Genomic DNA, 24248 nt, shown 5'->3' on the forward strand with positions numbered 1-24248 from the left:
GGCATCTGGGGAGCAATCAACCTTCTTGAAGGTTATGGAAATGACAACCCCGGGGCTAAGTCCCAGGGAATGAAGCATGTTATACCCAGAACGATGGAACAATAATATGAAAGGAAAAGCATAATCCAGATAGCAGGTAGAAGTTAGGTAGAATAATAGCTATTTTAAGCAAATTCATACAGTAATTGCCGTGAGAACGGACTTTAAAAAAGTGTTAATGGAGATTGATTCATTGACGCTTTTTTATTTTGCATTGTTGCGGTAATTACCGAGGCGCGTTTTTCCTTCTCTTCCTTTCCTTTTCTTCCCTTCTCTTTTCTTCCTTCTTCCCCTAGAAAGAAGAGAAAAAGAAAGAACCAAAGAAAAAGAGAATAAAGATATACCCTATTAACTAACTTATCTTATCCCATCTTATCCTATCCATCTTTTCTTTTCGTTTCCGTCCGTGCCACAAACTTCAGAACAGACCAAGAGGGCAGTCAGAAAGGAGCCTAAGAAATGAGCAGATTAACCAAGATAGAACAGGAAACAGTTATCAACTTCAATGCCGGTGAGGAAGAGGCAGTAGTCTATACCAGAGATAAAGCCGTTATAAGAAAACTTGATTCGTTAGTTAGCGAGTTCCCTGATGTGTACAGGTGCATCAAGGCAACTGATATCGACAAGACCTATTCCATGCCAAAACAATACGTTAATTACCGTAAGCCCAGAAGAATAACACAGGCAAGAAGGGATCAGATAAGAGCACAAATGGCTGATATGAATAACAGCCGTAACAAACAATGATTGGAGGTTTCAGATGAGCGAAAACGAAAAGATTTATGGGTATGCAAGGGTGTCGACAAGGGAGCAGAACGAGGACAGACAGATTCTTGCATTGATGGAGATGGGAGTGCCCCAGGGCAACATATATTTGGACAAACTGTCAGGGAAAGATTTTGAACGCCCCCAGTACAAGAAACTGCTTAAAAAGTTAGATGGTAACTCTGTGCTGTATATCAAGTCCATCGACAGACTGGGGCGTAACTATCATGATCTCAGCGATCAGTGGCGTACCATCACCAAGGAGAAAGGTGCGGATATTGTTGTGATTGATATGCCGCTCCTTGACACAAGGCGCGAAAAGAGCCTGCTTGGAACATTTATCAGTGACCTTATATTGGCTTTACTGTCATATGTGGCGGAGACTGAGTATCAGACAATCCACCAGAGGCAGGCTGAAGGAATTGCCGCAGCGAAGGCAAGAGGTGTCCGTTTTGGGAGAATGCCCAAGCCACTTCCTGAGAACTTTCAGGATGTCTATCAGCGTTGGAAACATAAAAAGATATCGATAGCGCAAGCTGCAAAAGAGTGCGGAATGCCACAGACAACGTTTTATGAGAGAGCAAAAGCATTCGGTAATATCAAGATAAAGAATCCATAAAAAAGTTCGAGAAGGTGTACTTTCTCGAACTTTTATGCGATGCATTCTAGTACCTATTAATATACCATATTTCGATAATCACTTTTATGAAAATTGTATAAACATAGTGTTTATCAATGTTTAATAAAATTTTGGTTTAGAGAAAAATAAACAGAGTTTGACAATTCAAGAAAGTACACAATTCTGAATATTATAATAGGAGGTTACACCATGGCAAAAGTTAGAGTTAATAGTTCTGGCCCGAATAAAGTCAAAGTGATTAAAGTCGTACGAGAAATAAGCGGATTAGGTCTTAAAGAGGCGAAAGACTTTGTTGATGGATTAGATAGTGGGCCAGCGAATTTGGATTTATTACCTGGTGTAACTGTTAGTCAGGCTGCAGCAGCTCTTGAGGCAGAAGGGGCAAGTGCTTCTTCTGGGTGGACTGGAGATTCAGGCAATTCATCGTTTCAATCTGCAGTTCATAGTGGCAATGAACCAACTATAATTGATGTTGAGAATCCCCGAATGGTTTCAGAAGAAAATAATAATTCCGAACCGAGTAATAATCTTACAAGCGAGCTTTCTGCAACTGAAGTAATAACAGGTACAACTTTTCAGCCTATTGTAGAGTCTAAAAAAGTATCCCAGTTAGATCGTGAAGATACTATGAAAGTGCTTGTGGAAGTAGGAAAGATAGCACAGGAAGAGGAAGACATTGCAGCGGAGCAAAGAATGTTAGCTCAGAAGAAGTCTGGTTTATTAAATCAGGCAGAAGAATTAAGACATGTAATGTCTGATGGGGCTAAAAAGAAAATCTGGATAGGTACTGGAATAGCCGCCGCAGTTGGAATTCTTATAGTATTCCCGATAGGTACGATTGTATTGGCGATTATTGCTTATTTTGTGCTTAAAGCCATAATTGGTAAAAAAGATCTTGAAGAACATGCAGCAGAGAATAATGCAAATGCTGAGAGATTCCTTGAGACAAATCTGAACCCTGTTTTGGCACAAATTGATGATTGTAATGCCCATGAGAAGGATTTTTATTCTAGCGGAAAGAAGGAATGGGCGTTAGATATTGTAGGTCAGGACATGTATTATAGTGCATGTATAGAAGATTTGTATAATTTACTTCAAAATCGCCGAGCAGATAACTTAAAAGAAGCGTTAAATAAATATGATGATACACAACACAGAGCAAGAATGGAAGAAATGCAGGCAGCTATAAAGAATGCATCTGAATTAAGTGCAGAAGAAGCAGCAAAGCAAACAGCTTTAGCTCAAGCTATAGAAAAGAATTCGCATCAGGCAGCTACTGCTGCGAAGGCTACGGCTTATCATACAAGGCAAATTGATAAAAATACTCGACGATTCAGATAAAAGAGGATGTAATCATGAAATGTCCTAGATGCGGAAATGATTATTGCAAAATAATTGCTCAAACAAATTCAACAGGAACTGATTATTCGATATGTAATGGCTTATTAGGTGAAATCTGTTTTGGACCAGCTGGTTTTATGTGTGGTTTTTCTGATAGTAGGAAAACAGATGTTGATTCTTATTGGGTATGTCAGAAGTGTGGACATAAATTTAAAGCATAATGAATGATGAACTATGGATAAAGCTTATGAAAATAGGAGCACATTGTGGATGCCATCAACGTCCAGATAGAAGCCTATTCATTAAAGGGTACCAGTTTCCTATCTGTGCAAGATGCACTGGAATTCTTTTTTCTAGACCAATCGGGATTTGGTGTTTTGTCAAAAAGAAGTGTTCATTTTGGCTTTCATTATTGCTCGTCCTTCCAATGGCAATTGATGGAACGATTCAGTTGGCAGATATCTATAAGTCAACTAACAGAAGGAGGTTTGTTACAGGTTTTTTGGCAGGAATAGGCATGACTTATATTGAATTGAAAGCCCTTGAACTGATGGCTGAAAGGCTAATTAAGCTATTTAAGAGGTAGCAAAATATGGAAATTTTAGCCAATGGCATAGTCATAATGTGGGTAATTTATATTGCTGTAGGATTAGTGGTTTATCACAATATTTTCAATGTTATCTATTTTGATTTTTGGTCGGCTATAATCAAGGAGGTAGGCGGAGGAATTATTTTTGCTACCATTATGACATGGATATCGGCTTTTTGTTGGTGGCTAGCTGCAATTATTCTTTTATTGTTGGGTGTTTGGCTTTCACGAAAGGCTAACTCAAAGGGAGTTCTGATTCTTTTCGTAGTGTTTGCAATAGTAGCTTCTTTGATTGGGATAGGATATAAAAACCATCAAACAAAGAAAGTTAATACAGAAAGTGAAACTGTGGAAGTGACAGGATGAAATCTACGTTCAGCAAACCATACAAAACATGACATTTGACTAAGATTAACAGGATAAAGCAAAGAGGATTATTCCAAACGGAATAGTCCTTTTTTCTTTGCCCTGCGCAGGACAATAATAAATCATTTTTTCACAAGGAGGGTTGTGTATGATCAACAATGAAGTAACTGTAAACAAGGGGGTTGAGAATGCTGAGAAGCAGCTCCAGCAGGCGAAGAATCGTCTTACGCAGGAGAAGAAGAAAGCAAACGATGCTCGAAGAAGAATTGAGAACCGTCACAAGTATATGATGGGAGGCGTGGTCCACAAATACTTCCCTGAGTGCTACAGCTTTGAAGAGGATGAAATGAACGAGATTCTTAAGACAGCTCTGGCTACACAGGAGTGCAAGAAAGTGATAAGTGACATCAAGTTCAGAGCCACACATCCACAGAGCAAAAATGAAGAAAGCGAGGTGACAGGATGACGCGAAACCGTACCGGCAACCTCAACACTTCTTTTCCACCCAATTTATTGGGTGCGCACAGATATACCATCTTCGATGGTACGTGCGCCCTTCCGGGGGACTCCTGCGGAGGGCATTGTCCATGCCTTGCATGTCCAAAAGGGGAAGCTACACTTCCCCTTCGGCGCAGAAAGAAGCGCCTACCCTATTGTCCGCTCACAGTCCATGATAACGACGAGCTTCGCCGTTATCGTGCCCTGAGAGCTTTGCGTGTGGCAGAAAGGAGGTTAGCCAATGCCAAAGTTCTTGAGCACACGCATATCCGTCGTCAGCCGAGGAGGTGGAAGTAAAGGCGGGGGAGGTGGATCCGCTGTAGATGCTTCGGGTTATATGGATCGTGAGGAACGTGAAAGCGAATATGACGGTCACAAATATCACCCTGATGCAAAAGAGGATTTAGTCCACAAGGAGGTAGATCTGCCAGACAATGCCCCAAGGGAATATCAGGATCCCAATGTGCTCTGGAATGCTGTTGAGATGGTTGAGAAAAATAAGAACGCTCAGCTCTGCAGGATGATGAAAGCATCCCTGCCAAATAATTGGTCATATGAGGTTGCCAAAGAAACTGTCAGGCAGTACGTCATGGATAATTTTGTTTCCAAGGGTATGTGCTGTGAGTGGGCAATCCATGACTCGGTCAATAAGCATGGGCAGAGGAATCTCCATTTTCACTGTCTGATGACTCTTCGAGCCATGGATGAAAATGGCAAATGGCTTCCAAAGCAGCGTAAGATTTATATTCTTGATGAGAACGGGAACAAGATCCGCAGGGGGAAGAATTATCTATGCAAGACAGAACAGGTAACCGATTGGAATGATAAAGGCAAAGCAAAGGAGTGGAGAAAGAACTTAAGCGACCTTATCAATAAGACAAACGATGCACTCAAGATAAATGAAACTTGGGAGCATCGCTCTTTTAAGGAGCTTGGGATAGATGCCCTTCCGACCATCCATCTTGGTAGTCAGGCTAACGCTCTGGAGAATAAAGGTATTCACACAGAGCGTGGCGATTACAATCGCAAGGTCAGGGAACTAAGAGGACTTGCTAAGTTCATTGATTACACTTCTGTCATGATAGAGAATTACAAGAAAGCTGCTGCTACGAAAGTTGCAGAGGTTAAGAACGAAATCGTTGACCTTATCGACAGAGTGGTTAAGCGACATAATTTCCTGAAGCTGCCACTTGTGAGCGGTGTTTTTCTTGCCAAGGTTTCCAATAGGCAGATGCTACAGGATCCGAGCAACATGATTAGCTTCTTGGAAAAAAATGACATTAAGAGCTTTGATGAACTGCACAGTTTCAGCTCTGGTCATCTTGCTGAGTATAATAAGTTATCTGCTAAGTTCTCTGGATATGGCAATCAGATCAAGACACTCATGGCTAAGATTGAAGCCTACGACCGTTTCAAACCTTTCCTTGATGTTTTCAGAAAAAGCGAGAGCTTGAAGGGACTTGTCAAATGGAAGTACGACAAGGAAAACAGGGTAACGCTTGAAGCGTATCCTGAACAGCTTAAGGCATTCCGAAAGGTTGTTCCCAAAGGTGAGAAGATAGATCCTAAAAAGTGGAACGATGAGATGGCAGCTCTTTTTGACAAAAGAGAGGACATGGAAGGCCTGCTACAGAAAGAGGTGGGTGATCTTGCCTGTGTTGAAGTTATTGATTTCAACAAGAAAAATGAGGAACGTGAACACAGAAATGATGTTCATGCCAAGGAGAAATCCAAGGAACGAGAACGGACACCGTCAAGAAAAAGCCATCAGGCTGAAAGGTAATCTGGGGGACTTGAGGTCGCAATTTGCGACCTCAAAAACCACCTATAAAGTTTGCATTAAATCGCCTCTTTGCTAATTGTAAGGCTTGTGTTAGAGTGATATTATTAACTTGAAGGAGTATGTATGGGGAAGAAAGACAAAGAGACAGAAATCTCAAGAACTGAGCTTAGTGCTCAGATAAATGCCGAACTTGAAAAGGCGATAGATGATTTAACTCTATTTGACGATGATTTGATGAGCAAGGTCTTCGATGGAAATATTGAAGCTGCTGAGTTGCTTTTGAAGATAGTCCTTGAAAGAGATGACATCAAAGTTAAACGTGTGAAGGGACAGGTGGAGCTTAAAAGTGCATATCCTGGTGGCAGAAACATCAGACTTGATATTGTTGCAGTTGATGAGAATGGCGTTCAGTTTGATGTTGAGGTTCAGAGGAATACCAAAGGCTCACATATAAAGAGAGCAAGATATCATCAGAGCATGATCGACTCAAGACTTTTAAAGAAAAAGCAGGAGTTCAAATCCATCATAGATACTTATGTTATCTTCATTTGCCAGCATGATAAGTTTAAGGCAAATAAGCCGATATATCATGTAGACAAGACTGTTAGAGAAACAGGGGAGGCATTTGATGATGGTGCCCATATTATTTACGTGAACGGTAAATATCGTGGGAAGGATGATTTTGGTAAACTGGCACATGACTTTAATTGCAAGAAAGCTGATAACATTTATTTTAAGCCTCTTGCTGATGGAGTCAGGCATTTCAAAGAAACAGAGGAAGGACGTGATGCTATGTGTGAATCATTTACAAAGTTAGCTGATAAGGTTGCAGATGAAAGAGCCGAGCAGACAACAATAAATAACATCAAGCTCATGATGAAGAATATGAAGTGCAGTCTTGAAGAGGCACTGAATGCTCTTGAGATTAAGGGCAAGGAACGTGCAATCATAGCAAAGCAGCTTCAGAAGTAACAAGTTAATATCGTAATATGCACATGAAGCAGTAGATCAAAATGGTCTGCTGCTTTTTTTATGCGCCGAAGGCACGATAAGCCGATAACAGTAATGCAACAAATAGTTTATTCGTACAAAGGAGGTATTCCTATGTGTAAGACAAATTTCACGGTAGTTGTATTTTATGATGGCACGAGGAGTGCCAAGGAAGTGGTTAATGATGCGATTGCATCAAAGGTTAGAAGAAAAATTGATAATGATATAGAGATTCCTGAAGGAAAGGAATATAATCAAGATAATACTCAGGAGATAAATTATCCGAGTCTATCTGGATTATGCGGGTAAATGAGTATGAGAATGTCAAATGAACAGATGGAGGATCTCCTTGCACCGACTTACAAGGTGGGAGTGTACTGCCGTCTCTCCAAAGAGGATGAAGATAGCCGAGAGGGGGAGAGTCAGAGCATATCGCATCAGCGTGAGATCATAGAGGGATTCTGCAAAAAGAAAGGATGGAGAGTAGAGGACGTTTATGTTGATGATGGCTATTCTGGAACGACTTCCAACAGACCATCATTACAGAGATTATTATCAGACATTGAAGAAAAGAGAATAAATGTCGTAGTCACCAAGGACTATAGCCGTTTAGGTAGAGACAATCTTTTCACTGAGCAGCTTCGTGAGATATGGTTTCCAAAGCATAATTGCAGATATGTGGCAATCAACGACAACATCGATACCATGTACGAGGATGAATATGCACCATTTAAGGCTGTGATCAATTCACAGTATTCCAAGGATATTTCCAAGAAGGTGCACTCATCATATCTTAATCAGGCTGAGAAGGGCAGATACACAGGAGTTGTGCCACCCTTTGGATATCTTAAAGATCCAGAGGACACTTATCATCTTGTGATAGATGAAGAGACAGCTCCTTATGTCAGACAGATATTTGATTGGGCGCTTGATGGTCATGGAACAGCTTTTATTAAAAGACATCTCGAAGAAAATAAGGTGCCTTGCCCCACATGGTGGAATAGAAAACGTGGTTTTCGTAATCATTTCACAAAGTGGGAGATCCAAGATCCTGAGAATGGCAAGTATGTATGGGATGACTCGGTAATTGCCGATATGCTTATAAATCCGGTTTACTATGGTGCAGTAGCATCACAGAAAAAGAACTATAAGTTCAAAGTTGGGGTAATTAACGAGAAAAAACCTGAGGAATGGATTGTTGTAGAGAACACTCATGAGCCTTTAGTTGATCAGGACTCTTTTGACATTATCCAGCAGAAGATTGCGTCAAGAAAGTGCAGCCGAGGTGATGGTACGTATTCCCTGTTTGCCGGGCTTATCAAATGTGGTGAGTGCGGAAAGGCTCTTACAATCCGTAAGACCAACGCTAAGCATCCGCAGGATGTATATGCTTGTGTGACTTATAACAGGCATGGTAAGCACCACTGCACACAGCATCGTGTTGAGTATGATATGCTCTACGATATTGTGTTTGATGAGATAAAGAGGCTTGCCAAGCAGACAGTTGATGCGGAGGAGGTAGCGCGAAGCCTTGCAGATGCCTATGAGCATGAGCGTGAGAACCAGAAGGAGCTTCTAGAGCGTAACATTGCAAAGGCAAGGAGCCGTATTGAAACTCTTGACCGCATGACATCCAAGCTCTATGAGGATCTTCTTTCAGGGAGAATCACAGAGAATATCTTTGAATCAATGATCGAGAAAACCAAGACAGAAGCTGATGATCTCGAAAAGCAGATTGCAGAAGATGAAAAGCGTCTCTCAAAAAATGACAGCGAAAGTGGCAATGCCAGAAAATGGATAGACCTTATAAAGGACTATGCAGATATTACAGAGCTTGATGCTGATACTCTCAATCGTCTTATCAACAAAATTATTGTTCATGAAGAGATAACAAAGGACGGAGATAGGAACATCTCCATGGAGATACACTATAACTTTCGTCCAACCGATGAATCTAAGACTTACAATCTATCAGACATGGCTGCAGCCAATTCTGTGGCAAAGGCTATGTGATCAAGAATTCTATATAACTTCTACGTAGGAAGTAGCTATTATTCTACCTACTTCCTACACCATAAAAATTTCCATCAAATTAGGTATAACACAGCTCATGGCTGGCGGTGGTGTTGCCCTCGTTGGTACAACACTCGTTCCTCTTCTTGCTGGTTTGTTCTGATCGGCAGCTCCGGAAGAGAAATACAACTGACAACTGAATAATGAAGAATTCAGAGAAAGCGGATATCTCCATTTGGCAGATATCCGCCTTTTACTCTGGATGAAAAATACCCAGCATAATGCTGGTAGAAACTTAGGAGGGATATGTTTGATCAATTATTTGCTGAGATAGAACAGCATCTCAAAGATATGATAATTCCCTACCTTATGAGTGTATTGCAGACCATGTTTGACTGTGTTAATGATCAGGTCGGAACAATCGCTTCAGATGTGGGAACAACGCCTTCAGCATTCAATCCTACTATCTTCGGAATGGTAAGAAATATCTCTGAGACGGTGATTATGCCGATAGCGGGAATAATCCTGACGTTTGTTGCCTGTTATGAGCTGATCCAGCTTATCATCAGTTACAACAATCTGGCGAACTTCGAAACATGGTTCATCTTTAAATGGGTGTTCAAGACATTCATTGCAGTAGAGATCATCACGCATACCTTTGATTTCACGATGGCTGTATTTGATGTTGCACAGCATATCATCTTAAATGCCGGTGGAGTCATTGTATCATCAACAGCGGTTGATGCATCAGCACTTGCGGCTATGCAGTCAACTATAGAGGCTATGGATATATGGAGCATCTTTGCCCTGTTTTTCCAGGTCTCAATAATCATGATAGTAACGCAGATCCTTTCAAAGCTCATATTCGTCATTATCTATGTGAGAATGATAGAGATCTATATGTATGTTTCCCTTGCTCCGATACCACTCGCTACTTTTGCTAACAAGGAGCAGAGCTCAGTCTGCATCAATTATGGAAAGAGTCTGTTTGCTCTTGGACTCCAGGGATTTCTTATCATGATATGCGTTGGTATCTATGCTGCGCTTATACAGTCACTTGCATTTTCAAGCGATATCGTGGGATCCCTCTGGGGAGTTGTAGGATACACGATCCTTTTGGCATTCTCGCTGTTTAAGACAAACACAGTAGCCAAGGCAATCCTGCAGTGCACATAAAATGAGGAAGGAGAAATATGGCAGCTTCATATATATCAGTACCAAGGGACCTTACTAAGGTCAAAAGCAAGGTATTCTTAAATCTGACAAAAAGACAGCTCATATGCTTTTTAGTGGCGGCGCTCATAGGAGTTCCGTCCTTTTTTCTTATTAAGAGCATGGCACCGATAAACGTGGCGGTCATGAGCATGATGGTCATTATGATGCCCATCTTCTTTTTTGCCATATATGAGAAGAACGGAAGACCTTTGGAAGTCTATCTTGGTCATTTCATAGAGGCCGTGTTTGTGCGGCCAAGGAAACGTCCGTATAAAACGGATAATTATTATTCAGCTCTGGAGAGAACAGCCAGGGCAGAAAGGGAGGTGAACAAAATTGTTCGTGGTTCCGTGGAGAAAAAATAAGAACACAAGACAGTTTAAGATGCCTGAGGGCTTATCAAAAAGTGAACAGGCTCAGGTAAAAGAAATAATTAAGAACGCACAGAAGGATGATGGGACTCCAAGAACGGCGCAGCAGACCCTTCCTTTTGACCGCGTATTTCCTGATGGAATAGTCAGAGTCGGCATGGATTACTACACCAAGACGATACAGTTTCAGGACATAAATTATCAGCTTGCCCAGCAGGATGATAAGACAGAGATCTTCGAGGAGTGGTGCAGTTTCCTAAATTTCTTCGATAGCTCCGTACACTTCCAGCTTTCATTCATGAACTTTGCTACAGAAGTAGGAGACTTCGAGAAAAAGATAGCTATTGCCCATCAGTCAGATGCATTCAATGATGTTAGGGATGAGTATTCAGGAATACTCCTTAGGAACATGCAGGCCGGCAACAATGGTCTTACCAAAGTAAAGTATATTACTTTCGGTATCCATGCAGATTCCATGAAGTCAGCAAAGCCAAGACTTATCCATATCGAGATGGATATCCTGAACAATTTCAAGAGGCTTGGTGTAATAGCTGAGACCTTGAACGGAGAGCAGAGGCTTGCTCTTATGCATAAGCAGCTTCATATGGGAGATAATGCTAAGTTCCACTTCGACTGGAGATATCTTGTGAAGAGTGGTCTTTCTGTAAAAGACTTTATAGCACCAAGCTCTTTTGAATTCCCTAATGGCAGGTATTTTAAGATGGGAGATACATGGTGCTCCATGAGTTTTTTATCAATCGATGCTTCAGATGTCAGTGACAGAATGCTTGCGGATTTCCTCGGGATGGAATCAAGCCAGATAGTCACAATGCATCTTCATTCCGTTGACCAGAATGAGGCGATAAAGACAGTAAAGCACACCATCACAGAGCTTGATCGTTCCAAGATTGAGGAGCAGAAAAAGGCTGTAAGAGCCGGATATGACATGGAGATTATCCCCTCAGACCTTGCTACTTATGGAAAAGACGCAAAGGCACTGCTTAAGGAATTGCAGTCCCAAAACGAGAGAATGTTTCTTCTGACGTTTCTTATCATGAATACCGGAAGGACAAAGGAAGAACTGGATAATAACATTTTCCAGGCTTCTTCCATCGCACAGAAACACAGCTGTAATCTGGTACGCCTTGATTTCCAGCAGGAGCAGGGACTTGTGAGCACTCTGCCTCTTGCTTATAACGAGGTTGATATCCAGCGTGGCATGACAACTTCAAGCACAGCGATCTTTGTTCCATTTACGACTCAGGAACTTTTCCAGGATCACAGGGGAGCGCTTTATTATGGGCTTAATGCTCTTTCAAACAACCTTATCATGGTAGACAGAAAGAAACTTAAAAACCCTAACGGCCTTATCCTTGGAACACCTGGTGCAGGTAAGTCATTTGCTGCAAAGAGGGAGATAGTAAACTCATTCCTTGTAACAGATGACGATATCATCATATCGGATCCCGAGTCAGAGTATCGTGCTATGGTGGAATACCTTGGCGGTCAGGTGGTAAAGATCAGTCCTACATCAGACCAGTACATTAATCCGATGGACATCAACATGAACTATTCCGAGGATGATAACCCTGTAATGCTGAAAGTAGACTTCATCCTTTCGCTCTGTGAACTTATCATGGGAGCAAAGGACGGACTGCAGCCAACGGAGAAGACTGTAATAGACAGGTGTGTCCGTCAGGTCTACAGGAAATATCTTGAGGATCCAAAACCGGAGAATATTCCAATTTTGGAAGATCTTTACAATCTGCTTCTTAAGCAGGATGAGCCTGAAGCAAAGTATGTTGCAACTGCACTTGAAATCTATGTAACTGGTTCCCTTAACGTCTTTAACCACAGGACAAATGTGGAACTGCGCAATCGTCTTGTATGTTTTGACATAAAGGACCTTGGTAAGCAGCTTAAGAAGATAGGCATGCTCATCATTGAGGACCAGGTATGGTGCAGAGTTTCAGAAAACAGAGAAGCAGGAAAGTCCACCCGTTACTATATGGATGAGATGCATCTGCTCCTTCGTGAAGAGCAGACAGCCGCTTATACAGTGGAGATCTGGAAGCGCTTTAGAAAGTGGGGAGGTATGCCGACAGGCATAACTCAGAACGTTAAAGACCTGCTTGCATCAAGGGAAGTAGAGAATATCTTTGAAAATTCCGACTTCATTCTGATGCTTAATCAGGCCGTAGGGGACAGGGCAATCCTTGCAAAGCAGCTTAACATAAGTCCACACCAGCTTTCGTATGTAACACATTCGGGAGAAGGTGAAGGGCTTATTTTTTATGGCAATGTAATACTGCCGTTCATCGACAGATTTCCTAAGGAAACAAAGCTGTACGAGGTTATCAATACCAAGTTCTCAGAGACTTCTGGGCAGAAAGAACAGCAGAAAGCCGCTGTTTAACACGACGGGAGATATGCAATGGATGAAGGATTATACACAAGGGAGCCTCGTGATGAGGCTTCCTCTGATACAGAAAGGGTAAGGACCCATGCTACAAAACTGAAGAATAAGGATTCCGCAAGAAGGTACTACGAAAAGAAACTCCGTAATGGAAAGGCCGACAACAGGGATTCTGCAGAGGAACAGATGAGAAAAGAGAAGATCCACAAGCAGAGTCAGAAGAAGGCTAATGAGATCGAGAAGAAGCGCAAGAACGCTGAAGCAAAGAAGAAAGCTGACCAGAATGCAAGGAAAGGCTCTGAGCTTTCAAGAAATGCTGTTTCAAAAGTCGGAGCTGCAGCCGGGATGGTCACTGATGTTATCGGAAGTGCCCAGGAGGATAGCAAGGACGAGTCTTCTGTAGCTGAAGAAGTTGTTGAAAGTGGAGGCTATATTGCCAGCGGAGCTGTGAGCAGTGCTACTTCTAAGGTAAAGAACAAGAAGTACAGCAACAAGATGCATGGAAGAAAAGAACTATCTGCAGAAAAGGAAGCAGCTAGGAGAAAAGCCCAAAGAGAAATGCAGAGAAAAGCTATGGAAAAACAGGCAAGGGCGGCGGAAAATGGCGGCAAGATAGGACGAAAGATTACTGACAAAGCAGAAGATCTTGCAGCTCTTTTATGGGAAACAGTAAAAGAGTTTGTAGAAGACAATCCTGTTACAGCAGCGATTATCGTTCTCGTGCTCATTCTGATCATAGCGCTCATGGGGCTACTTGGTTCATGTTCTGCCATGGGTGGCGGAGGCGGCGATGTCATTATGGGCACATCCTATACCGCAACTGATGAAGACATACTTGGCACGGAGGATGATTATAAAGATCTGGAGGAAGGACTTCAGGATGATATTGATAACATCGAGTCTGATTATCCTGACTATGACGAGTACAACTACTACCTTGATGAGATAGGACATAACCCTTATCAGCTGGCAGCAATCCTTACAGTGCTTTATGAGGCATATAAGAGAGAAAATGTGCAGGCGAAGATACAGGAGATATTTGATATCCAGTATGAGCTTACCGTGGAGGAAGTAGTTGAAATCAGGGAAAGGGAAGTTGAGGACACAAGATGGGTAGAGGATGATTCCTATGCCGAAGGTGGGTATTGGGAAGACTATACCTACACTGAAGAGTATGAGTATTACATCCTGAATGTATATCTTGTGAATAAAACGCTTGATGTTGTCCCAGATGAACTTGGAATGACTGATGCGGAAAAACAGCGTGTGGCACTTCTTTTATATACCTTTGGTAACAGGAAGTATCTTTTTGGAGATGAGGATATCTATAACCTCCCCGGAGAAGGAGATGAAGGCAGCCATGATCACAGAGTTCCAGGCGAATATCTTTCTGATGAACAGTTTGCAAGGATGCTTGCTGAAGCTGAGAGGTATCTAGATGTTCCTTATGTATGGGGTGGTTATAGTCCTTCGGGTTTTGACTGTTCAGGATTTGTGAGTTATGTCATAAACCACTGTGGAAACGGATGGAACTATGGAAGACTTACAGCTAATGGACTCAGGGCAAGGACAGCAAATGTTCCTGCCTCAGAAGCAAAACCGGGAGATCTTATCTTTTTCCAGGGGACTTATGCTACATCCGGAGCGAGCCACGTTGGAATATACGTCGGCGGTGGTTGGATGATCCATGCAGGTAATCCTGTTCATTATTCGAATATCAATACACCTTACTGGCAGTCACATTTCCTTGGATATGGGCGTATCCAGTAGGGACAATGCAGTCTCTGTGTTATCGCAGGGACTGTTATTTTTGGAGGAAAAAGCATGTTTGAGAAATTACAGAGAATAAGGGCTGAAGTTGAGAGGAATGGGAAAAGGCTTGAAGAAGATCAGAAGAAATATGATGACAGTCTTGCCCGTCTCAAGGCAGAGGAAGCAACCACAGTGCTTGGAGTGGTTGAGATTATGAAGCTCACACCTGAGAAAGCAGCGGAGCTTCTGGGATACCGCGAGGAGCCAAAGACTTCAGCTTCAAAGAGTAAGAAAAAAGATACTTCTGAAAAGAAGAGTGTTTCAGAAGAGGCAATTGATGATCAGAACACAACAAACGTTGGAATGGAGGATATCTTAAATGAAAGCTATTAAGTTGATTGGTGCCAGAGTTAAGACTCTTGGCGTGTCAGTGGCTCTTATGGGGTCACTTTTTTGTTTGAGCCCTGTGACTGCTTTTGCAGGAGGACCTACCTGCATCTGCGAGGAGAAGTGCACAGAGGATCATGTAAATCCTGACTGTCCTATCTGCAAAGAGGACTATCGCAACTGCGAGGGCAAAGATCCTGTTATCGAGGAAAAGTGGGGACCACTTACTCCTGATGGCAACATGGAGCTTGTTGATGATTACGGCTCTCTTGAAGCCGGTGGTAAGCAGTTCATCACAGTCATGACAAAGAACGGTAACTATTTTTATATCATCATTGACCGTGATGATGACGGAAACGAGAAGGTTCATTTCCTCAACATGGTTGATGAGTCAGATCTTTTATCCCTAATGGATGATGATCAGGTGGCTGAGTATATCGCAGTGACAGGTAAGGGAATAGAAAAAGAGGAAGAGCCTAAGGTAGTAGAGCCAACACCTGCTCCTGTAGAGCCTGATCCTGAGCCTGTGGTAGAACCTGAGCCGGAAAAAGAACCGGTTAATGTAAATGGAATCATGGCAATCATTCTTGTTATCGGTCTTGCGGCTGCAGGAGGATTTATGTATTACACATCAACCAAGAATAATAAGAAAAAGCAGAACGGAGTGGATCCAGACCAGGACTATACAGATCAGGAGTACCTCGACAGTATCAGTAATGACAATGGAGAGGACTTTGAGACCGAGGATGATATTCCTGAAGAGGAGCCTTCTGAGGAAGAGGGGGATGAGTGATATGGCGAGAAGATCCAGATACGTTGCTTATGTGAAGGCTGTGAGAAGAGCAGAGAAAAAGGAGTCGAAGGATGGAAAGAGAAGACAGGTTAAAGCAGCTGACAGACCAGCTAACTGATGGCGTTAAGGCAGTCCGTGACAGCGGGGAGTACAAAAAGCTCCTCGCTGTAATGGCAAAGTTTCCGCATTATTCACTCAATAACTGCATGCTTATTGCTATGCAGAGACCGGATGCAACGCTATGTCAGGGATTTGATGGATGGAAGCGCATGGGCCGCTACGTGAAAAAAGGAGAGAAGGGCATCAAAATCATTGCTCCTGCTCCATACACTGTTCAGAAGGAAGTAGACAAGCTTGGCAGTGATGGCAAGCCAGTTCTCGATTCTGATGGTGAGCATGTGAAAGAAACAAAAGAGTATCAGGTCATGGGCTTTAAGGCTGAGACCACTTTTGATGTTTCACAGACTGATGGTAAAGAGCTACCAAAGATCGGAGTGGATGAGCTTAAGGGCGAAGTCGATAAATATGAACTTATGATGGGAGTCCTTAAGGATTTAAGTCCTGTTCCGATTGGCTTTGAGGATATCAAGTCAGGGGCAAAGGGGTATTATCATACAACTGAGAAGAGGATAGCAATTCAGAAGGACATGAGTGAGCTGCAGACTATAAAGACATGCCTGCATGAGATCACACATGCCATGCTTCATGCGGATGCACCTAAGGAGATCAGTAAGAGCAGGAAAGAGCTGGAAGCGGAAGGAACAGCATGCATTGTACTTAAGTATATGGGCTATGATACTGATGCCTATAGCTTTCCATATCTTACCGGGTATACAACGGATGCTGATATGAAGGAACTGAAGGATTCCCTGAATACTATCAGGAGAACTTCTTCGAAGATCATCACCAAGATTGAGAACGAATATAGCAACATCTACATGGAGAGACATCCTGAAATCGTACCGGATAATGAGCCGGTAAAAGAGTCCAGAGAAAAAGTATCTGAAGATAAAGCACCTAAGACAGAGTCTTCTGATGACTGGCCACTTGTAGATGAGCCAAAAGAAAAAGTAATAGCAGAGAGACGGATTCTTGGAACAGTACGCATCTTACCTGATGGTGCTGGAGGAAAGAAACCGTCTCTTTTAGATTCGCTGAAGGTAGAAAAGGAAAAGTTAAAAAACAAATTTGCCGGAAATGGCAGCAAGGATGAGAAAGGGGTAGCAATTTGATGGAAAAGAACAGAGAACATGAAAAGTATGTAAAGCTGCTTGAAGAGAATTATCTCATGTTAAAGGTTATAAAGACTTCTGAGGACTCGACTTACCTGTTTGAAAAGTCGCTTGAAAACATTGCTGATTCGCTCCGGGTTGTTAAGAAGGGGCTGGAATTCTTTGGTGATGCAACTGATTTGCTTGATACAGTTGAGAATCTCGTGGAAGACTTAAAAACTACGGCAAAAACGATGGCAGAAACTTATTGCCTTATTGGTTCACTTACAGAAGTAAGTAATACTGGAGAGGAGGTTGCGGATGGGAACACCTGAAGATGACGGATGGATCAACGCCGAAGATTATGACGGCTACATTCCATTCGAAAGTAAGGAAGAAAATGAAAAGAGGCTGGCAGCTCTTCATGAGAAACAGGCTGCAGCAAATATCGTAGGCGACTGTCCTGCATGTGGCACTCATGTTATCGAGAGGGAGAAGGGATTCTTCTGTGACAACATGGAGTGCCATTTTGCTTTATGGAAGAATAACAGATTTTTCCAGGCAATCGGCAAGGAAATGACAAGAGAAGTCGCTGATGATCTTTTGAACTGTGGAACAGTCAAGCTGGAGAACTGTGTTTCCAAAAGAACCGGAAATAAGTTCAGCTGCTACGTTGACCTGACACTCGATGAGGAAGAGAGGCCGCATTTCGAGATCCGATTTCCTCAAAAGAAGCGAAGAAGGGAGTGAACCTATTATGGAACATAGAACTGGAACACCTATAGAAAAGTGGGATGAAGTAAATGGAAACACTGCACCACCTGTTATAAAGCTTCCACAGGAACTTGATCCTATCATGATTGGAAATGTCAGAAGGGGGCTTGAAGATCAGATAGAGCAGAATGATAACAATCTGGATGGAATCATTAATAACGTGCCTACTGTTGTTGATGATAATGCCAACGGAATCCCGGATGAGGATGAAAAAGAATACCACAGACAGTCTGCGCCAGAGATTGCCAGTATTCCTAAAACGCCTGCCCATGAGAAAGAGGAAAAGAATTCTCTTTTGAAAATGCTCCATGACTGTAAACCGGAAGTGGATGACAAACCGTACAGGGAGCTTCATCCTGAGCTGGTGCTATGATATGGCAGTTGATTATGTAGATAAGATCCTCGTCAAAATGAAACCTGAGGATGTAAAAGCTATTCAGGCAAAGATGGAACAGGCTGGCGTTAAGAATCGAAGTGCTTATATCAGAAAGATGGCAATAGATGGTTATATCATTGTGCTGGACCTTTCCGATATCAAAGAGGTTGTCAGGCTGCTTCGCATCAACAGCAACAATCTTAACCAGTATGCCAAGAAAGCAAATGAAACCGGCAGCATTTATCTGCAGGATATTCAGCAACTGAAAAATCAGCAGGAAGAAATATGGATAGCAGTAAAGGACGTTCTTGCCCGCCTTGCTGCAATACAATAGTTTGATGGCCATGGGATTAGAAATAGTCTCATGGCCAGTTTTTTTATTTATGGAGGAGATAATGGCAGCAACAAGACTAATTGCATTACATCATACAAAAGGCAGGACTCTTCATAAATGTATTAGCGAGAGAACTGACTATGCAATGAATCCGGATAAGACAGATAACGGGATCTATGTAACTTCATATGCATGCGATCCGAAGACAGCTAGTGAGGAATTTCTTTTATCCAAGAGAAATTATGAACAGATAATAGGACGGAAAAGAAAAGATGATGTCATAGCGTATCAGATCAGGCAGTCGTTCCGGCCCGGAGAGATCACACCAGAGGAAGCTAACCGAATCGGATATGAAACGGCTATGAGATTCACAAAAGGAAATCATGCCTTTGTCGTGGCAACACATACTGATAAAGCTCACGTTCATAATCATGTGATCTTTAATTCCACTACGCTTGACTGTCATAAAAAATTCAGAGACTTTCTTGGATCAGGTATGGCGTTGGGGAGACTCAGCAATATTATCTGTCTTGAAAATGGTTATTCTGTAATAGCACCGGCTCCATATCACAGTAAGACTACATACATCCATGAGGAAAGAGGTCCATGCTTCCGAGATAAGCTTCGTGATGAAGTGGACATAGCACTTTCCAAGAAGCCAAAGTCATATGAAGATTTTCTTTCAGAGCTTTCGATGCAGGGCTATGAGATAAAACGTGGCAAACATACAGCAGTCAGAGGAAAAGGACAGAAGCGTTTTATCAGATTCCGTTCTCTGGGGAAAGGATATACGGAAGATGAACTCCGGAAGAAAATCGAAGGAGTAGCCAAAGGTGCTGACCTAAAAACAGAAAAGAAACCTTCATATAAAGATGAGGGCTTTGACCTTCTCCTTAATCTTGAGGACATCATAGCAAAGGGAAAAGGTCCCGGCTATGAAACCTGGGCTAAGAAGTTCAATGTAAAAAATGTCATGAAGGCACTTATCTTTTTCCAAGAGCAGGGGCTTAGAAGTTACGCTGAGCTGGAGAAGAGAGCTGGAGATACAGCAGAACGCTTTGACAAACTTAGCAGCGATATAAAAGCATATGAGAAAAGACTAAAGGAAATCGCAGAGCTTCGTGAGAGCATCATTACCTATAGCAAGACCAGACAGATCTATACCCAGTACAGGCAGTCGGGTTATAGTAAAAAGTTTTTTGCAGAGCATAAGGATGATATCATGGCCCACAAAGCAGCAAAGGATTCTTTTAACAGGATAGAAGGAAAGCTTCCATCAGTAAAAGAACTGAACGTAGAGTATCAAGAGGTCCTGGCTAAAAAGAGAGCTGCTTATGCAGAATACAAAGAAGTAAAAAAGGATATGCAGACTTATCAGGTTGCGAAGTACGACATCGATAAGATACTTGGTATCGATGGTCAGCAGAAAGAAACAAAGAATCGTGAGAAGACACGATAAAAAATCAGGGCATCGCTATCCAAAGCGGTGCCCAATTCTATGCCATTATCGGCGATTATTTCATGAAAAGCTTCGAAGAAGCGTAGTCAGATTTTTAATCTGATGCGAGGGGATTGGGGATATGCCCCAACAAGTGAGCGTCGGTATATACCGATGCCCCACTTGCCACGTAGCGAAGCCTGTAGGCTGAGCGTGGAAATTTGCATTTTAGAAGTTATAGACAGAAATAATTTGACCAGGTACTATAACAATACTATGCTTGAAGTGTAACAAACGTAGCTCGTTAAAACAGTAAAGTCGATTACAAGGTCACGTATCGCTGGCATGGCTGGTGGTACGTGGCTTTGTTTATACCATTACCGCTTCGACAAGTTGCTGATTAGTGAGACGAGTAAGCTTTTTTCTCAATTTCATTCTCTGAGTGATCAGCTTGTCATGGTTTGTGATCTCTATATAACAGAGAAGTGCGTTATCATTATCGTAAACGCAGTGAACATGGTATGGCTCAGTTATATTATGGCTATGATATAAGACCATAGGGGATAATTCACATCGTCAAACTTCTTTATCATCCACATCTGCTTTGTCATGCGGCTTCTTAAAACAATATGATCATCTTCAAAACTGTAGATTTTAAAATGTCCATGATTAAAAGCGGACTGTTCTGCAATGTCAAACATAATAAAACTCCCTATAAACAATAAAACAAAGTGGAATGCATTTATCATGACCTGATAAAAGGCAGCTAGAAACAACTGCGTGTAATACTTTAACAGATGACCTATTGGATGTAAATACAAAAAATGATTATTATATGGCTGAAATGAAATCGAATTTTACTATGCTCTGGGCATCGTACATATTTCATATTTCATACAGATTTGTTATAAAGTATTTTATAGTGCGTATTCTACTCGGCAATCAGTATATAAATGAATATACAAAAAATGATATAATTTACTGGAAAGGTTGCGTAAGAATGGTAGAGAAAGTTGATGTTATAGAGCAAAAAATTGCAGAAAGAAGTCGGGACTTATTAGGCGTATTACTGCGCGATAAGACGACCGGTGGATATATAAAGTGGTGTACAGATAATTATTCTTCTTATGGCGAAAATTATTCTGCAGACAAGCAAATGTTTCCAGAGTTGATAATCGGAAATCTTACGCATGTAATACAGCCGAGGGTATCAAAAAGTTTAGAAGAACAGCAACTAAGAACCCGGGAAAAGGGAGAAGTTTTTACGCCAACATGTAAAGAATATACAAAGAAATCTAGAATTGAAAATGCAAGTATAATCTCCGATGAAGGCATTTTACTTAAGGATATGTCATTCAAGACACCTTCTGGGGCATCATGTTTTGTGCTATTTGCTGCATCTAATGGAAAAATCGAATGGAAAGACAGCAAGGGAAAAACCTTGGGGGAAGTTCTTGGTCTTTAAGCTCTCAAAATACCGAAATTTTGGACTAAAGTAAACATAATAATGCTATAATAATACGAGGGGGCTTGTGCTCCCTCTTTGTTTTTAAAGAATATTTAGCGTCATATTGGAGGAATTGAAATGATTAGAAGCCAGATTGACACAAATATAGGTGATAGGGAATTTGAACTTCTTGAAGACCAGGACCATATGGAAGAGGTGTGGAAGGTAATGCAACCACGCCTTGAGCAGTATGTGGACGAATATCTTGAAGGTGTTTCTCATTATAAAGATAAGCCTACTCCGGGTGACAGTTATGCAGCATTGCTGGCTGAGATGATAAAGAAAAATGACAGGCTTCATGACAAATATCATGACTTATTTGATATGGATCTTATGGAAGAGGAGTATGCCGAAGATACAGAAGGATTTAAGTCTGTAACGCTGAAAAAGGAATGCGATGTGATAAACAAGGCTTTACAGAGTAAATCTGAAGCAATGGGCGAATGGAAGAGTAAGTTCTATGGATGTAAGAGCCAGCAGATATACGATACATTCTACAATATGATGTGCTTTGCAGAAGAGTATGATTCAGACATGACAGAGGAAGAACTTGAGTCTGTAGATACAATAGAAGACATAGGTTTAGCACAAATGAGTGAAGATGCTTGTTACCAGACCGGTGTTCTTGGCTTTGGAATAGTTTCGAATATATTAAATCACATGTATCCAAGAGTCTTTCCGGGAAATTATAAGGCAGGAGTTTATTCTTTGCATTTTCTTACAAATAAAGGCCATGGCGTTAATATGCCATCGGATAGCTCTGAATTCCTAATGGTAAAAGATGACTCTTATTCCAAAACTGGAATTATAGAGACAGAGCACAATTACTACTTCCCATATCAGACATTTGGATTATACTCTTTGCGCATATATAGGTATATGGAAAGCAGGATAAAAAACCGTTTTAAGAAAGATTTTCCATCTGATTACAGATATTTGCTAACAAATGATTTCTATGAATATGTAACGAGTGTTCATAGACAGGATATAGCAACTTTATGCGGAAACGATGACATGCTTAAGTTCAATACGATATGGTGATTTATGAGTAAAGAAGAATTATTGAAAAAATACTTTCCAAAGGTGAAAGAGTTTAGGGATATACAAGAGCCGACAATAGATGCGCTAATTGATGGCGAAAAGGTCCTTTGCTTGATGCCAACGGGCGGAGGTAAGTCTTTGATATATCAGATTGCGGGACTAGAAATAGGAAAAGCAACTCTGGTTATATCTCCGTTGGTCGCTCTTATGAGCCAGCAGTGCAAGCAACTCACAGCACAAGGTCTTTTATCAGTCAATTTTTCTGGCATGGATTATAGAAAACAGTTTAAAACCATAACAGATATGGCAAATGGAGTATTGCCTAAATTCATTTTTACATCCCCAGAAAGAATATCTAATGATGGATATCTGGAATATATGCTTACAAAAAGAAAAAATGATATCGGTCTGGTTGTTGTGGATGAAGTACACTGTGTTTCTCAGTGGGGAGAAGGATTCAGACCTGCGTATAGGAATATACCTTTGTTTATGAATCGTATTTTTGGCAATGAATGGCCAAGGGTATTATGCCTCACAGCTACTCTTAATGAGAAACAACAGAAGCAGATCTGTGATGAATTTAAAATCACCAAATTGATTAAAGGCGAAAATCTTTGGAGAGAAAATCTACATTTAGAGATTATCAATCTTAAGGACGGAAAAGATGAGACAAAAGATGATGAGCTGGAGAGGATAATAGAAAAACATAAAGGGGAAAAAATCCTTGTCTTTGCACATAGAAAGAAAGGCAATAAGGGTACTACTCGTTCACTTTATGAGAAATATAAAGATAAATATGAGGGTGTGGCTTTTTTTGACTCCGATATAAGCGATACAGACAAGGAAACTGTTTTACAGGGATTTGCTTCAGGGGATATTAAGATCGTTTTTGCGACTTCAGCTTTTGGTATGGGTGTTGATATAGGAGATATTCGCGTAGTAGTGAATTATCTTATTTCGGAAACTGTTGAGCAGTACTATCAGGAAGTTGGACGTGGTGGAAGAGATGGTGCCCCTTCATATGGATATCTGATCTACACAAATCAGTCAAAGCGTGGACGGCGTATGCTTCTTAATCAGACATTATGTACGGAAACCACATTGACTGATGAGTGGGATAACAGAAAACTAGAGGATGGGCAGCCATTCAATCATGCTTCCTATGAGACAATGACTGAAGAGCAGCGGACAGCTTTCGCACTGCTTATGGATTATGGAGTAATATCCGTTGTTGCGAAAGGGGTTCAGTCGATAAAATGCTTTGACGGAGTTACAAAAGAAGGAAAGGAATTCCTTGAAGAATTAAGTGAGTTTTCTAAGTCAGGACTTATGAAGATCATAGCGAAAAAATCAGGTGAAAACATTAGTACATTGAGCCTGAAAATATGGGATAAGTGCATTAGTGGAGATATTAAGATGAAAGCAGCTCCAAGCAAGGCGCTTTTCTACACTATAAACAAAGAAATGACTGATGAAATTAAGGCCCAGATACTAAAGGATCAGGAACAGAAAAAAGAATCTAGAGTGGCAGCTTTCGAGCGATTTGTCGATGGAATTGAGGCGGGGAAAACAGCTGAACAGTTAGTAAAAGAGGCACTTGATATTTAGG

Annotated in this window: 28 protein-coding genes and 1 pseudogene; 28 read left to right on the top strand and 1 reads right to left on the bottom strand. The window is 41.4% G+C overall.

Annotated features, from left to right (window positions below):
• The 25 genes and pseudogenes from E7303_RS14470 to E7303_RS14590 form a co-directional block, all read left to right on the top strand.
• The coding region (locus E7303_RS14470) for a Maff2 family mobile element protein (protein ID WP_442861653.1) at window positions 1–105 on the top strand (105 nt) is incomplete at its 5' end.
• A gap of 393 nt (window positions 106–498) precedes the next feature.
• Window positions 499–786, top strand: a complete 288-nt coding sequence (locus E7303_RS14475) for a hypothetical protein (RefSeq protein WP_292146113.1) — start codon at window positions 499–501, stop codon at window positions 784–786.
• 13 nt (window positions 787–799) lie between these two features.
• Entirely contained in the window at window positions 800–1423 is a 624-nt protein-coding gene (locus E7303_RS14480) for a recombinase family protein (RefSeq protein WP_292146114.1), read from the top strand.
• Window positions 1424–1633: 210 nt separating this feature from the next.
• Complete coding sequence (locus E7303_RS18180) at window positions 1634–2785, top strand: ribosomal protein L7/L12 (RefSeq protein ID WP_442861652.1); 1152 nt, start codon at window positions 1634–1636, stop codon at window positions 2783–2785.
• Between the two features lie 14 nt (window positions 2786–2799).
• Window positions 2800–3006 (top strand): hypothetical protein, encoded by a 207-nt coding sequence (locus E7303_RS14490; protein ID WP_292146115.1) that lies wholly within the window; start codon window positions 2800–2802, stop codon window positions 3004–3006.
• Window positions 3007–3032: 26 nt separating this feature from the next.
• Window positions 3033–3371: a DUF2085 domain-containing protein gene (locus E7303_RS14495; RefSeq protein ID WP_292146116.1), complete on the top strand. Its 339-nt coding sequence runs from the start codon at window positions 3033–3035 to the stop codon at window positions 3369–3371.
• Window positions 3372–3377: 6 nt separating this feature from the next.
• A complete protein-coding gene (locus E7303_RS14500; RefSeq protein ID WP_292146117.1) occupies window positions 3378–3740 on the top strand; it encodes a hypothetical protein in 363 nt (120 codons plus the stop codon).
• A gap of 148 nt (window positions 3741–3888) precedes the next feature.
• The gene (locus E7303_RS14505; RefSeq protein WP_292146119.1) at window positions 3889–4206 is read left to right on the top strand and encodes a hypothetical protein; all 318 of its coding nucleotides are present in this window, start codon (window positions 3889–3891) and stop codon (window positions 4204–4206) included.
• 273 nt (window positions 4207–4479) lie between these two features.
• The gene (locus tag E7303_RS14510; RefSeq protein ID WP_292146120.1) at window positions 4480–6021 is read left to right on the top strand and encodes a MobA/MobL family protein; all 1542 of its coding nucleotides are present in this window, start codon (window positions 4480–4482) and stop codon (window positions 6019–6021) included.
• 123 nt (window positions 6022–6144) lie between these two features.
• Window positions 6145–6993 carry a PD-(D/E)XK nuclease family transposase gene (locus E7303_RS14515; protein ID WP_292146121.1) on the top strand — a complete coding sequence of 283 codons (849 nt, stop codon included), beginning with the start codon at window positions 6145–6147 and terminating at the stop codon, window positions 6991–6993.
• Between the two features lie 132 nt (window positions 6994–7125).
• Window positions 7126–7320, top strand: a complete 195-nt coding sequence (locus tag E7303_RS14520) for a hypothetical protein (RefSeq protein WP_292146122.1) — start codon at window positions 7126–7128, stop codon at window positions 7318–7320.
• A gap of 6 nt (window positions 7321–7326) precedes the next feature.
• Entirely contained in the window at window positions 7327–9024 is a 1698-nt protein-coding gene (locus E7303_RS14525; protein ID WP_442861654.1) for a recombinase family protein, read from the top strand.
• An 82-nt stretch (window positions 9025–9106) separates the two neighbouring features.
• A pseudogene (locus tag E7303_RS14530) lies at window positions 9107–9187 on the top strand (Maff2 family mobile element protein); the annotation flags it as partial.
• Window positions 9188–9330: 143 nt separating this feature from the next.
• Window positions 9331–10200 (top strand): VirB6/TrbL-like conjugal transfer protein, CD1112 family, encoded by an 870-nt coding sequence (locus E7303_RS14535; protein ID WP_292140861.1) that lies wholly within the window; start codon window positions 9331–9333, stop codon window positions 10198–10200.
• 17 nt (window positions 10201–10217) lie between these two features.
• Window positions 10218–10604 (top strand): PrgI family protein, encoded by a 387-nt coding sequence (locus tag E7303_RS14540; RefSeq protein ID WP_292140859.1) that lies wholly within the window; start codon window positions 10218–10220, stop codon window positions 10602–10604.
• Window positions 10605–10623: 19 nt separating this feature from the next.
• A complete protein-coding gene (locus tag E7303_RS14545; protein WP_292146144.1) occupies window positions 10624–13026 on the top strand; it encodes a VirB4-like conjugal transfer ATPase, CD1110 family in 2403 nt (800 codons plus the stop codon).
• 18 nt (window positions 13027–13044) lie between these two features.
• Entirely contained in the window at window positions 13045–14796 is a 1752-nt protein-coding gene (locus E7303_RS14550) for a C40 family peptidase (protein WP_292146124.1), read from the top strand.
• Window positions 14797–14850: 54 nt separating this feature from the next.
• Window positions 14851–15171: a DUF4315 family protein gene (locus E7303_RS14555; protein WP_292146125.1), complete on the top strand. Its 321-nt coding sequence runs from the start codon at window positions 14851–14853 to the stop codon at window positions 15169–15171.
• Complete coding sequence (locus E7303_RS14560; RefSeq protein ID WP_292146126.1) at window positions 15158–15958, top strand: DUF4366 domain-containing protein; 801 nt, start codon at window positions 15158–15160, stop codon at window positions 15956–15958. The genes E7303_RS14555 and E7303_RS14560 overlap by 14 nt, the downstream gene beginning before the upstream one ends.
• 71 nt (window positions 15959–16029) lie before the next feature.
• Window positions 16030–17190, top strand: coding sequence for an ArdC-like ssDNA-binding domain-containing protein (locus tag E7303_RS14565; RefSeq protein ID WP_292140851.1), 1161 nt, complete (start codon window positions 16030–16032; stop codon window positions 17188–17190).
• Window positions 17190–17504: a hypothetical protein gene (locus E7303_RS14570; protein WP_292140849.1), complete on the top strand. Its 315-nt coding sequence runs from the start codon at window positions 17190–17192 to the stop codon at window positions 17502–17504. Before E7303_RS14565 ends, E7303_RS14570 begins: the two co-directional genes overlap by 1 nt.
• Window positions 17491–17919: a hypothetical protein gene (locus E7303_RS14575; protein WP_292140848.1), complete on the top strand. Its 429-nt coding sequence runs from the start codon at window positions 17491–17493 to the stop codon at window positions 17917–17919. Before E7303_RS14570 ends, E7303_RS14575 begins: the two co-directional genes overlap by 14 nt.
• 7 nt (window positions 17920–17926) lie before the next feature.
• A complete protein-coding gene (locus E7303_RS14580; protein ID WP_292146127.1) occupies window positions 17927–18316 on the top strand; it encodes a hypothetical protein in 390 nt (129 codons plus the stop codon).
• Window position 18317: 1 nt separating this feature from the next.
• Entirely contained in the window at window positions 18318–18653 is a 336-nt protein-coding gene (locus E7303_RS14585) for a plasmid mobilization protein (RefSeq protein ID WP_292140844.1), read from the top strand.
• A gap of 61 nt (window positions 18654–18714) precedes the next feature.
• Window positions 18715–20112, top strand: coding sequence for a relaxase/mobilization nuclease domain-containing protein (locus E7303_RS14590; protein WP_292146128.1), 1398 nt, complete (start codon window positions 18715–18717; stop codon window positions 20110–20112).
• A 509-nt stretch (window positions 20113–20621) separates the two neighbouring features.
• On the opposite strand, the gene E7303_RS14595 is transcribed toward E7303_RS14590, so the two are convergent.
• Complete coding sequence (locus E7303_RS14595; protein ID WP_292146129.1) at window positions 20622–20792, bottom strand: hypothetical protein; 171 nt, start codon at window positions 20790–20792, stop codon at window positions 20622–20624.
• A gap of 299 nt (window positions 20793–21091) precedes the next feature.
• Here E7303_RS14595 and E7303_RS14600 point away from each other — a divergent pair, with 299 nt between their 5' ends.
• The 3 genes from E7303_RS14600 to E7303_RS14610 all read left to right on the top strand — a co-directional run bounded on the left by E7303_RS14600 (window position 21092) and on the right by E7303_RS14610 (window position 24247).
• Entirely contained in the window at window positions 21092–21556 is a 465-nt protein-coding gene (locus E7303_RS14600; RefSeq protein WP_292146130.1) for a DUF4357 domain-containing protein, read from the top strand.
• A gap of 120 nt (window positions 21557–21676) precedes the next feature.
• A complete protein-coding gene (locus E7303_RS14605; protein WP_292146131.1) occupies window positions 21677–22639 on the top strand; it encodes a hypothetical protein in 963 nt (320 codons plus the stop codon).
• A 3-nt stretch (window positions 22640–22642) separates the two neighbouring features.
• On the top strand, window positions 22643–24247 hold the full coding sequence (locus E7303_RS14610; protein WP_292146132.1) for a RecQ family ATP-dependent DNA helicase: 1605 nt from the start codon (window positions 22643–22645) through the stop codon (window positions 24245–24247).
• The last annotated feature ends 1 nt before the right edge of the window (window position 24248 follow it).

Origin of the sequence: Butyrivibrio sp., assembly GCF_015056685.1 — a bacterium.
Lineage (GTDB): Bacteria > Bacillota > Clostridia > Lachnospirales > Lachnospiraceae > Butyrivibrio.

Coding starts and splice junctions, on each gene's coding strand:
- E7303_RS14475 (WP_292146113.1), top strand. CDS start 499: ATGAGCAGATTAACCAAGATAGAACAGGAAACAGTTATCAACTTCAAT.
- E7303_RS14480 (WP_292146114.1), top strand. CDS start 800: ATGAGCGAAAACGAAAAGATTTATGGGTATGCAAGGGTGTCGACAAGG.
- E7303_RS18180 (WP_442861652.1), top strand. CDS start 1,634: ATGGCAAAAGTTAGAGTTAATAGTTCTGGCCCGAATAAAGTCAAAGTG.
- E7303_RS14490 (WP_292146115.1), top strand. CDS start 2,800: ATGAAATGTCCTAGATGCGGAAATGATTATTGCAAAATAATTGCTCAA.
- E7303_RS14495 (WP_292146116.1), top strand. CDS start 3,033: ATGAAAATAGGAGCACATTGTGGATGCCATCAACGTCCAGATAGAAGC.
- E7303_RS14500 (WP_292146117.1), top strand. CDS start 3,378: ATGGAAATTTTAGCCAATGGCATAGTCATAATGTGGGTAATTTATATT.
- E7303_RS14505 (WP_292146119.1), top strand. CDS start 3,889: ATGATCAACAATGAAGTAACTGTAAACAAGGGGGTTGAGAATGCTGAG.
- E7303_RS14510 (WP_292146120.1), top strand. CDS start 4,480: ATGCCAAAGTTCTTGAGCACACGCATATCCGTCGTCAGCCGAGGAGGT.
- E7303_RS14515 (WP_292146121.1), top strand. CDS start 6,145: ATGGGGAAGAAAGACAAAGAGACAGAAATCTCAAGAACTGAGCTTAGT.
- E7303_RS14520 (WP_292146122.1), top strand. CDS start 7,126: ATGTGTAAGACAAATTTCACGGTAGTTGTATTTTATGATGGCACGAGG.
- E7303_RS14525 (WP_442861654.1), top strand. CDS start 7,327: ATGAGAATGTCAAATGAACAGATGGAGGATCTCCTTGCACCGACTTAC.
- E7303_RS14535 (WP_292140861.1), top strand. CDS start 9,331: ATGTTTGATCAATTATTTGCTGAGATAGAACAGCATCTCAAAGATATG.
- E7303_RS14540 (WP_292140859.1), top strand. CDS start 10,218: ATGGCAGCTTCATATATATCAGTACCAAGGGACCTTACTAAGGTCAAA.
- E7303_RS14545 (WP_292146144.1), top strand. CDS start 10,624: ATGCCTGAGGGCTTATCAAAAAGTGAACAGGCTCAGGTAAAAGAAATA.
- E7303_RS14550 (WP_292146124.1), top strand. CDS start 13,045: ATGGATGAAGGATTATACACAAGGGAGCCTCGTGATGAGGCTTCCTCT.
- E7303_RS14555 (WP_292146125.1), top strand. CDS start 14,851: ATGTTTGAGAAATTACAGAGAATAAGGGCTGAAGTTGAGAGGAATGGG.
- E7303_RS14560 (WP_292146126.1), top strand. CDS start 15,158: ATGAAAGCTATTAAGTTGATTGGTGCCAGAGTTAAGACTCTTGGCGTG.
- E7303_RS14565 (WP_292140851.1), top strand. CDS start 16,030: ATGGAAAGAGAAGACAGGTTAAAGCAGCTGACAGACCAGCTAACTGAT.
- E7303_RS14570 (WP_292140849.1), top strand. CDS start 17,190: ATGGAAAAGAACAGAGAACATGAAAAGTATGTAAAGCTGCTTGAAGAG.
- E7303_RS14575 (WP_292140848.1), top strand. CDS start 17,491: ATGGGAACACCTGAAGATGACGGATGGATCAACGCCGAAGATTATGAC.
- E7303_RS14580 (WP_292146127.1), top strand. CDS start 17,927: ATGGAACATAGAACTGGAACACCTATAGAAAAGTGGGATGAAGTAAAT.
- E7303_RS14585 (WP_292140844.1), top strand. CDS start 18,318: ATGGCAGTTGATTATGTAGATAAGATCCTCGTCAAAATGAAACCTGAG.
- E7303_RS14590 (WP_292146128.1), top strand. CDS start 18,715: ATGGCAGCAACAAGACTAATTGCATTACATCATACAAAAGGCAGGACT.
- E7303_RS14595 (WP_292146129.1), bottom strand. CDS start 20,792: ATGTTTGACATTGCAGAACAGTCCGCTTTTAATCATGGACATTTTAAA.
- E7303_RS14600 (WP_292146130.1), top strand. CDS start 21,092: ATGGTAGAGAAAGTTGATGTTATAGAGCAAAAAATTGCAGAAAGAAGT.
- E7303_RS14605 (WP_292146131.1), top strand. CDS start 21,677: ATGATTAGAAGCCAGATTGACACAAATATAGGTGATAGGGAATTTGAA.
- E7303_RS14610 (WP_292146132.1), top strand. CDS start 22,643: ATGAGTAAAGAAGAATTATTGAAAAAATACTTTCCAAAGGTGAAAGAG.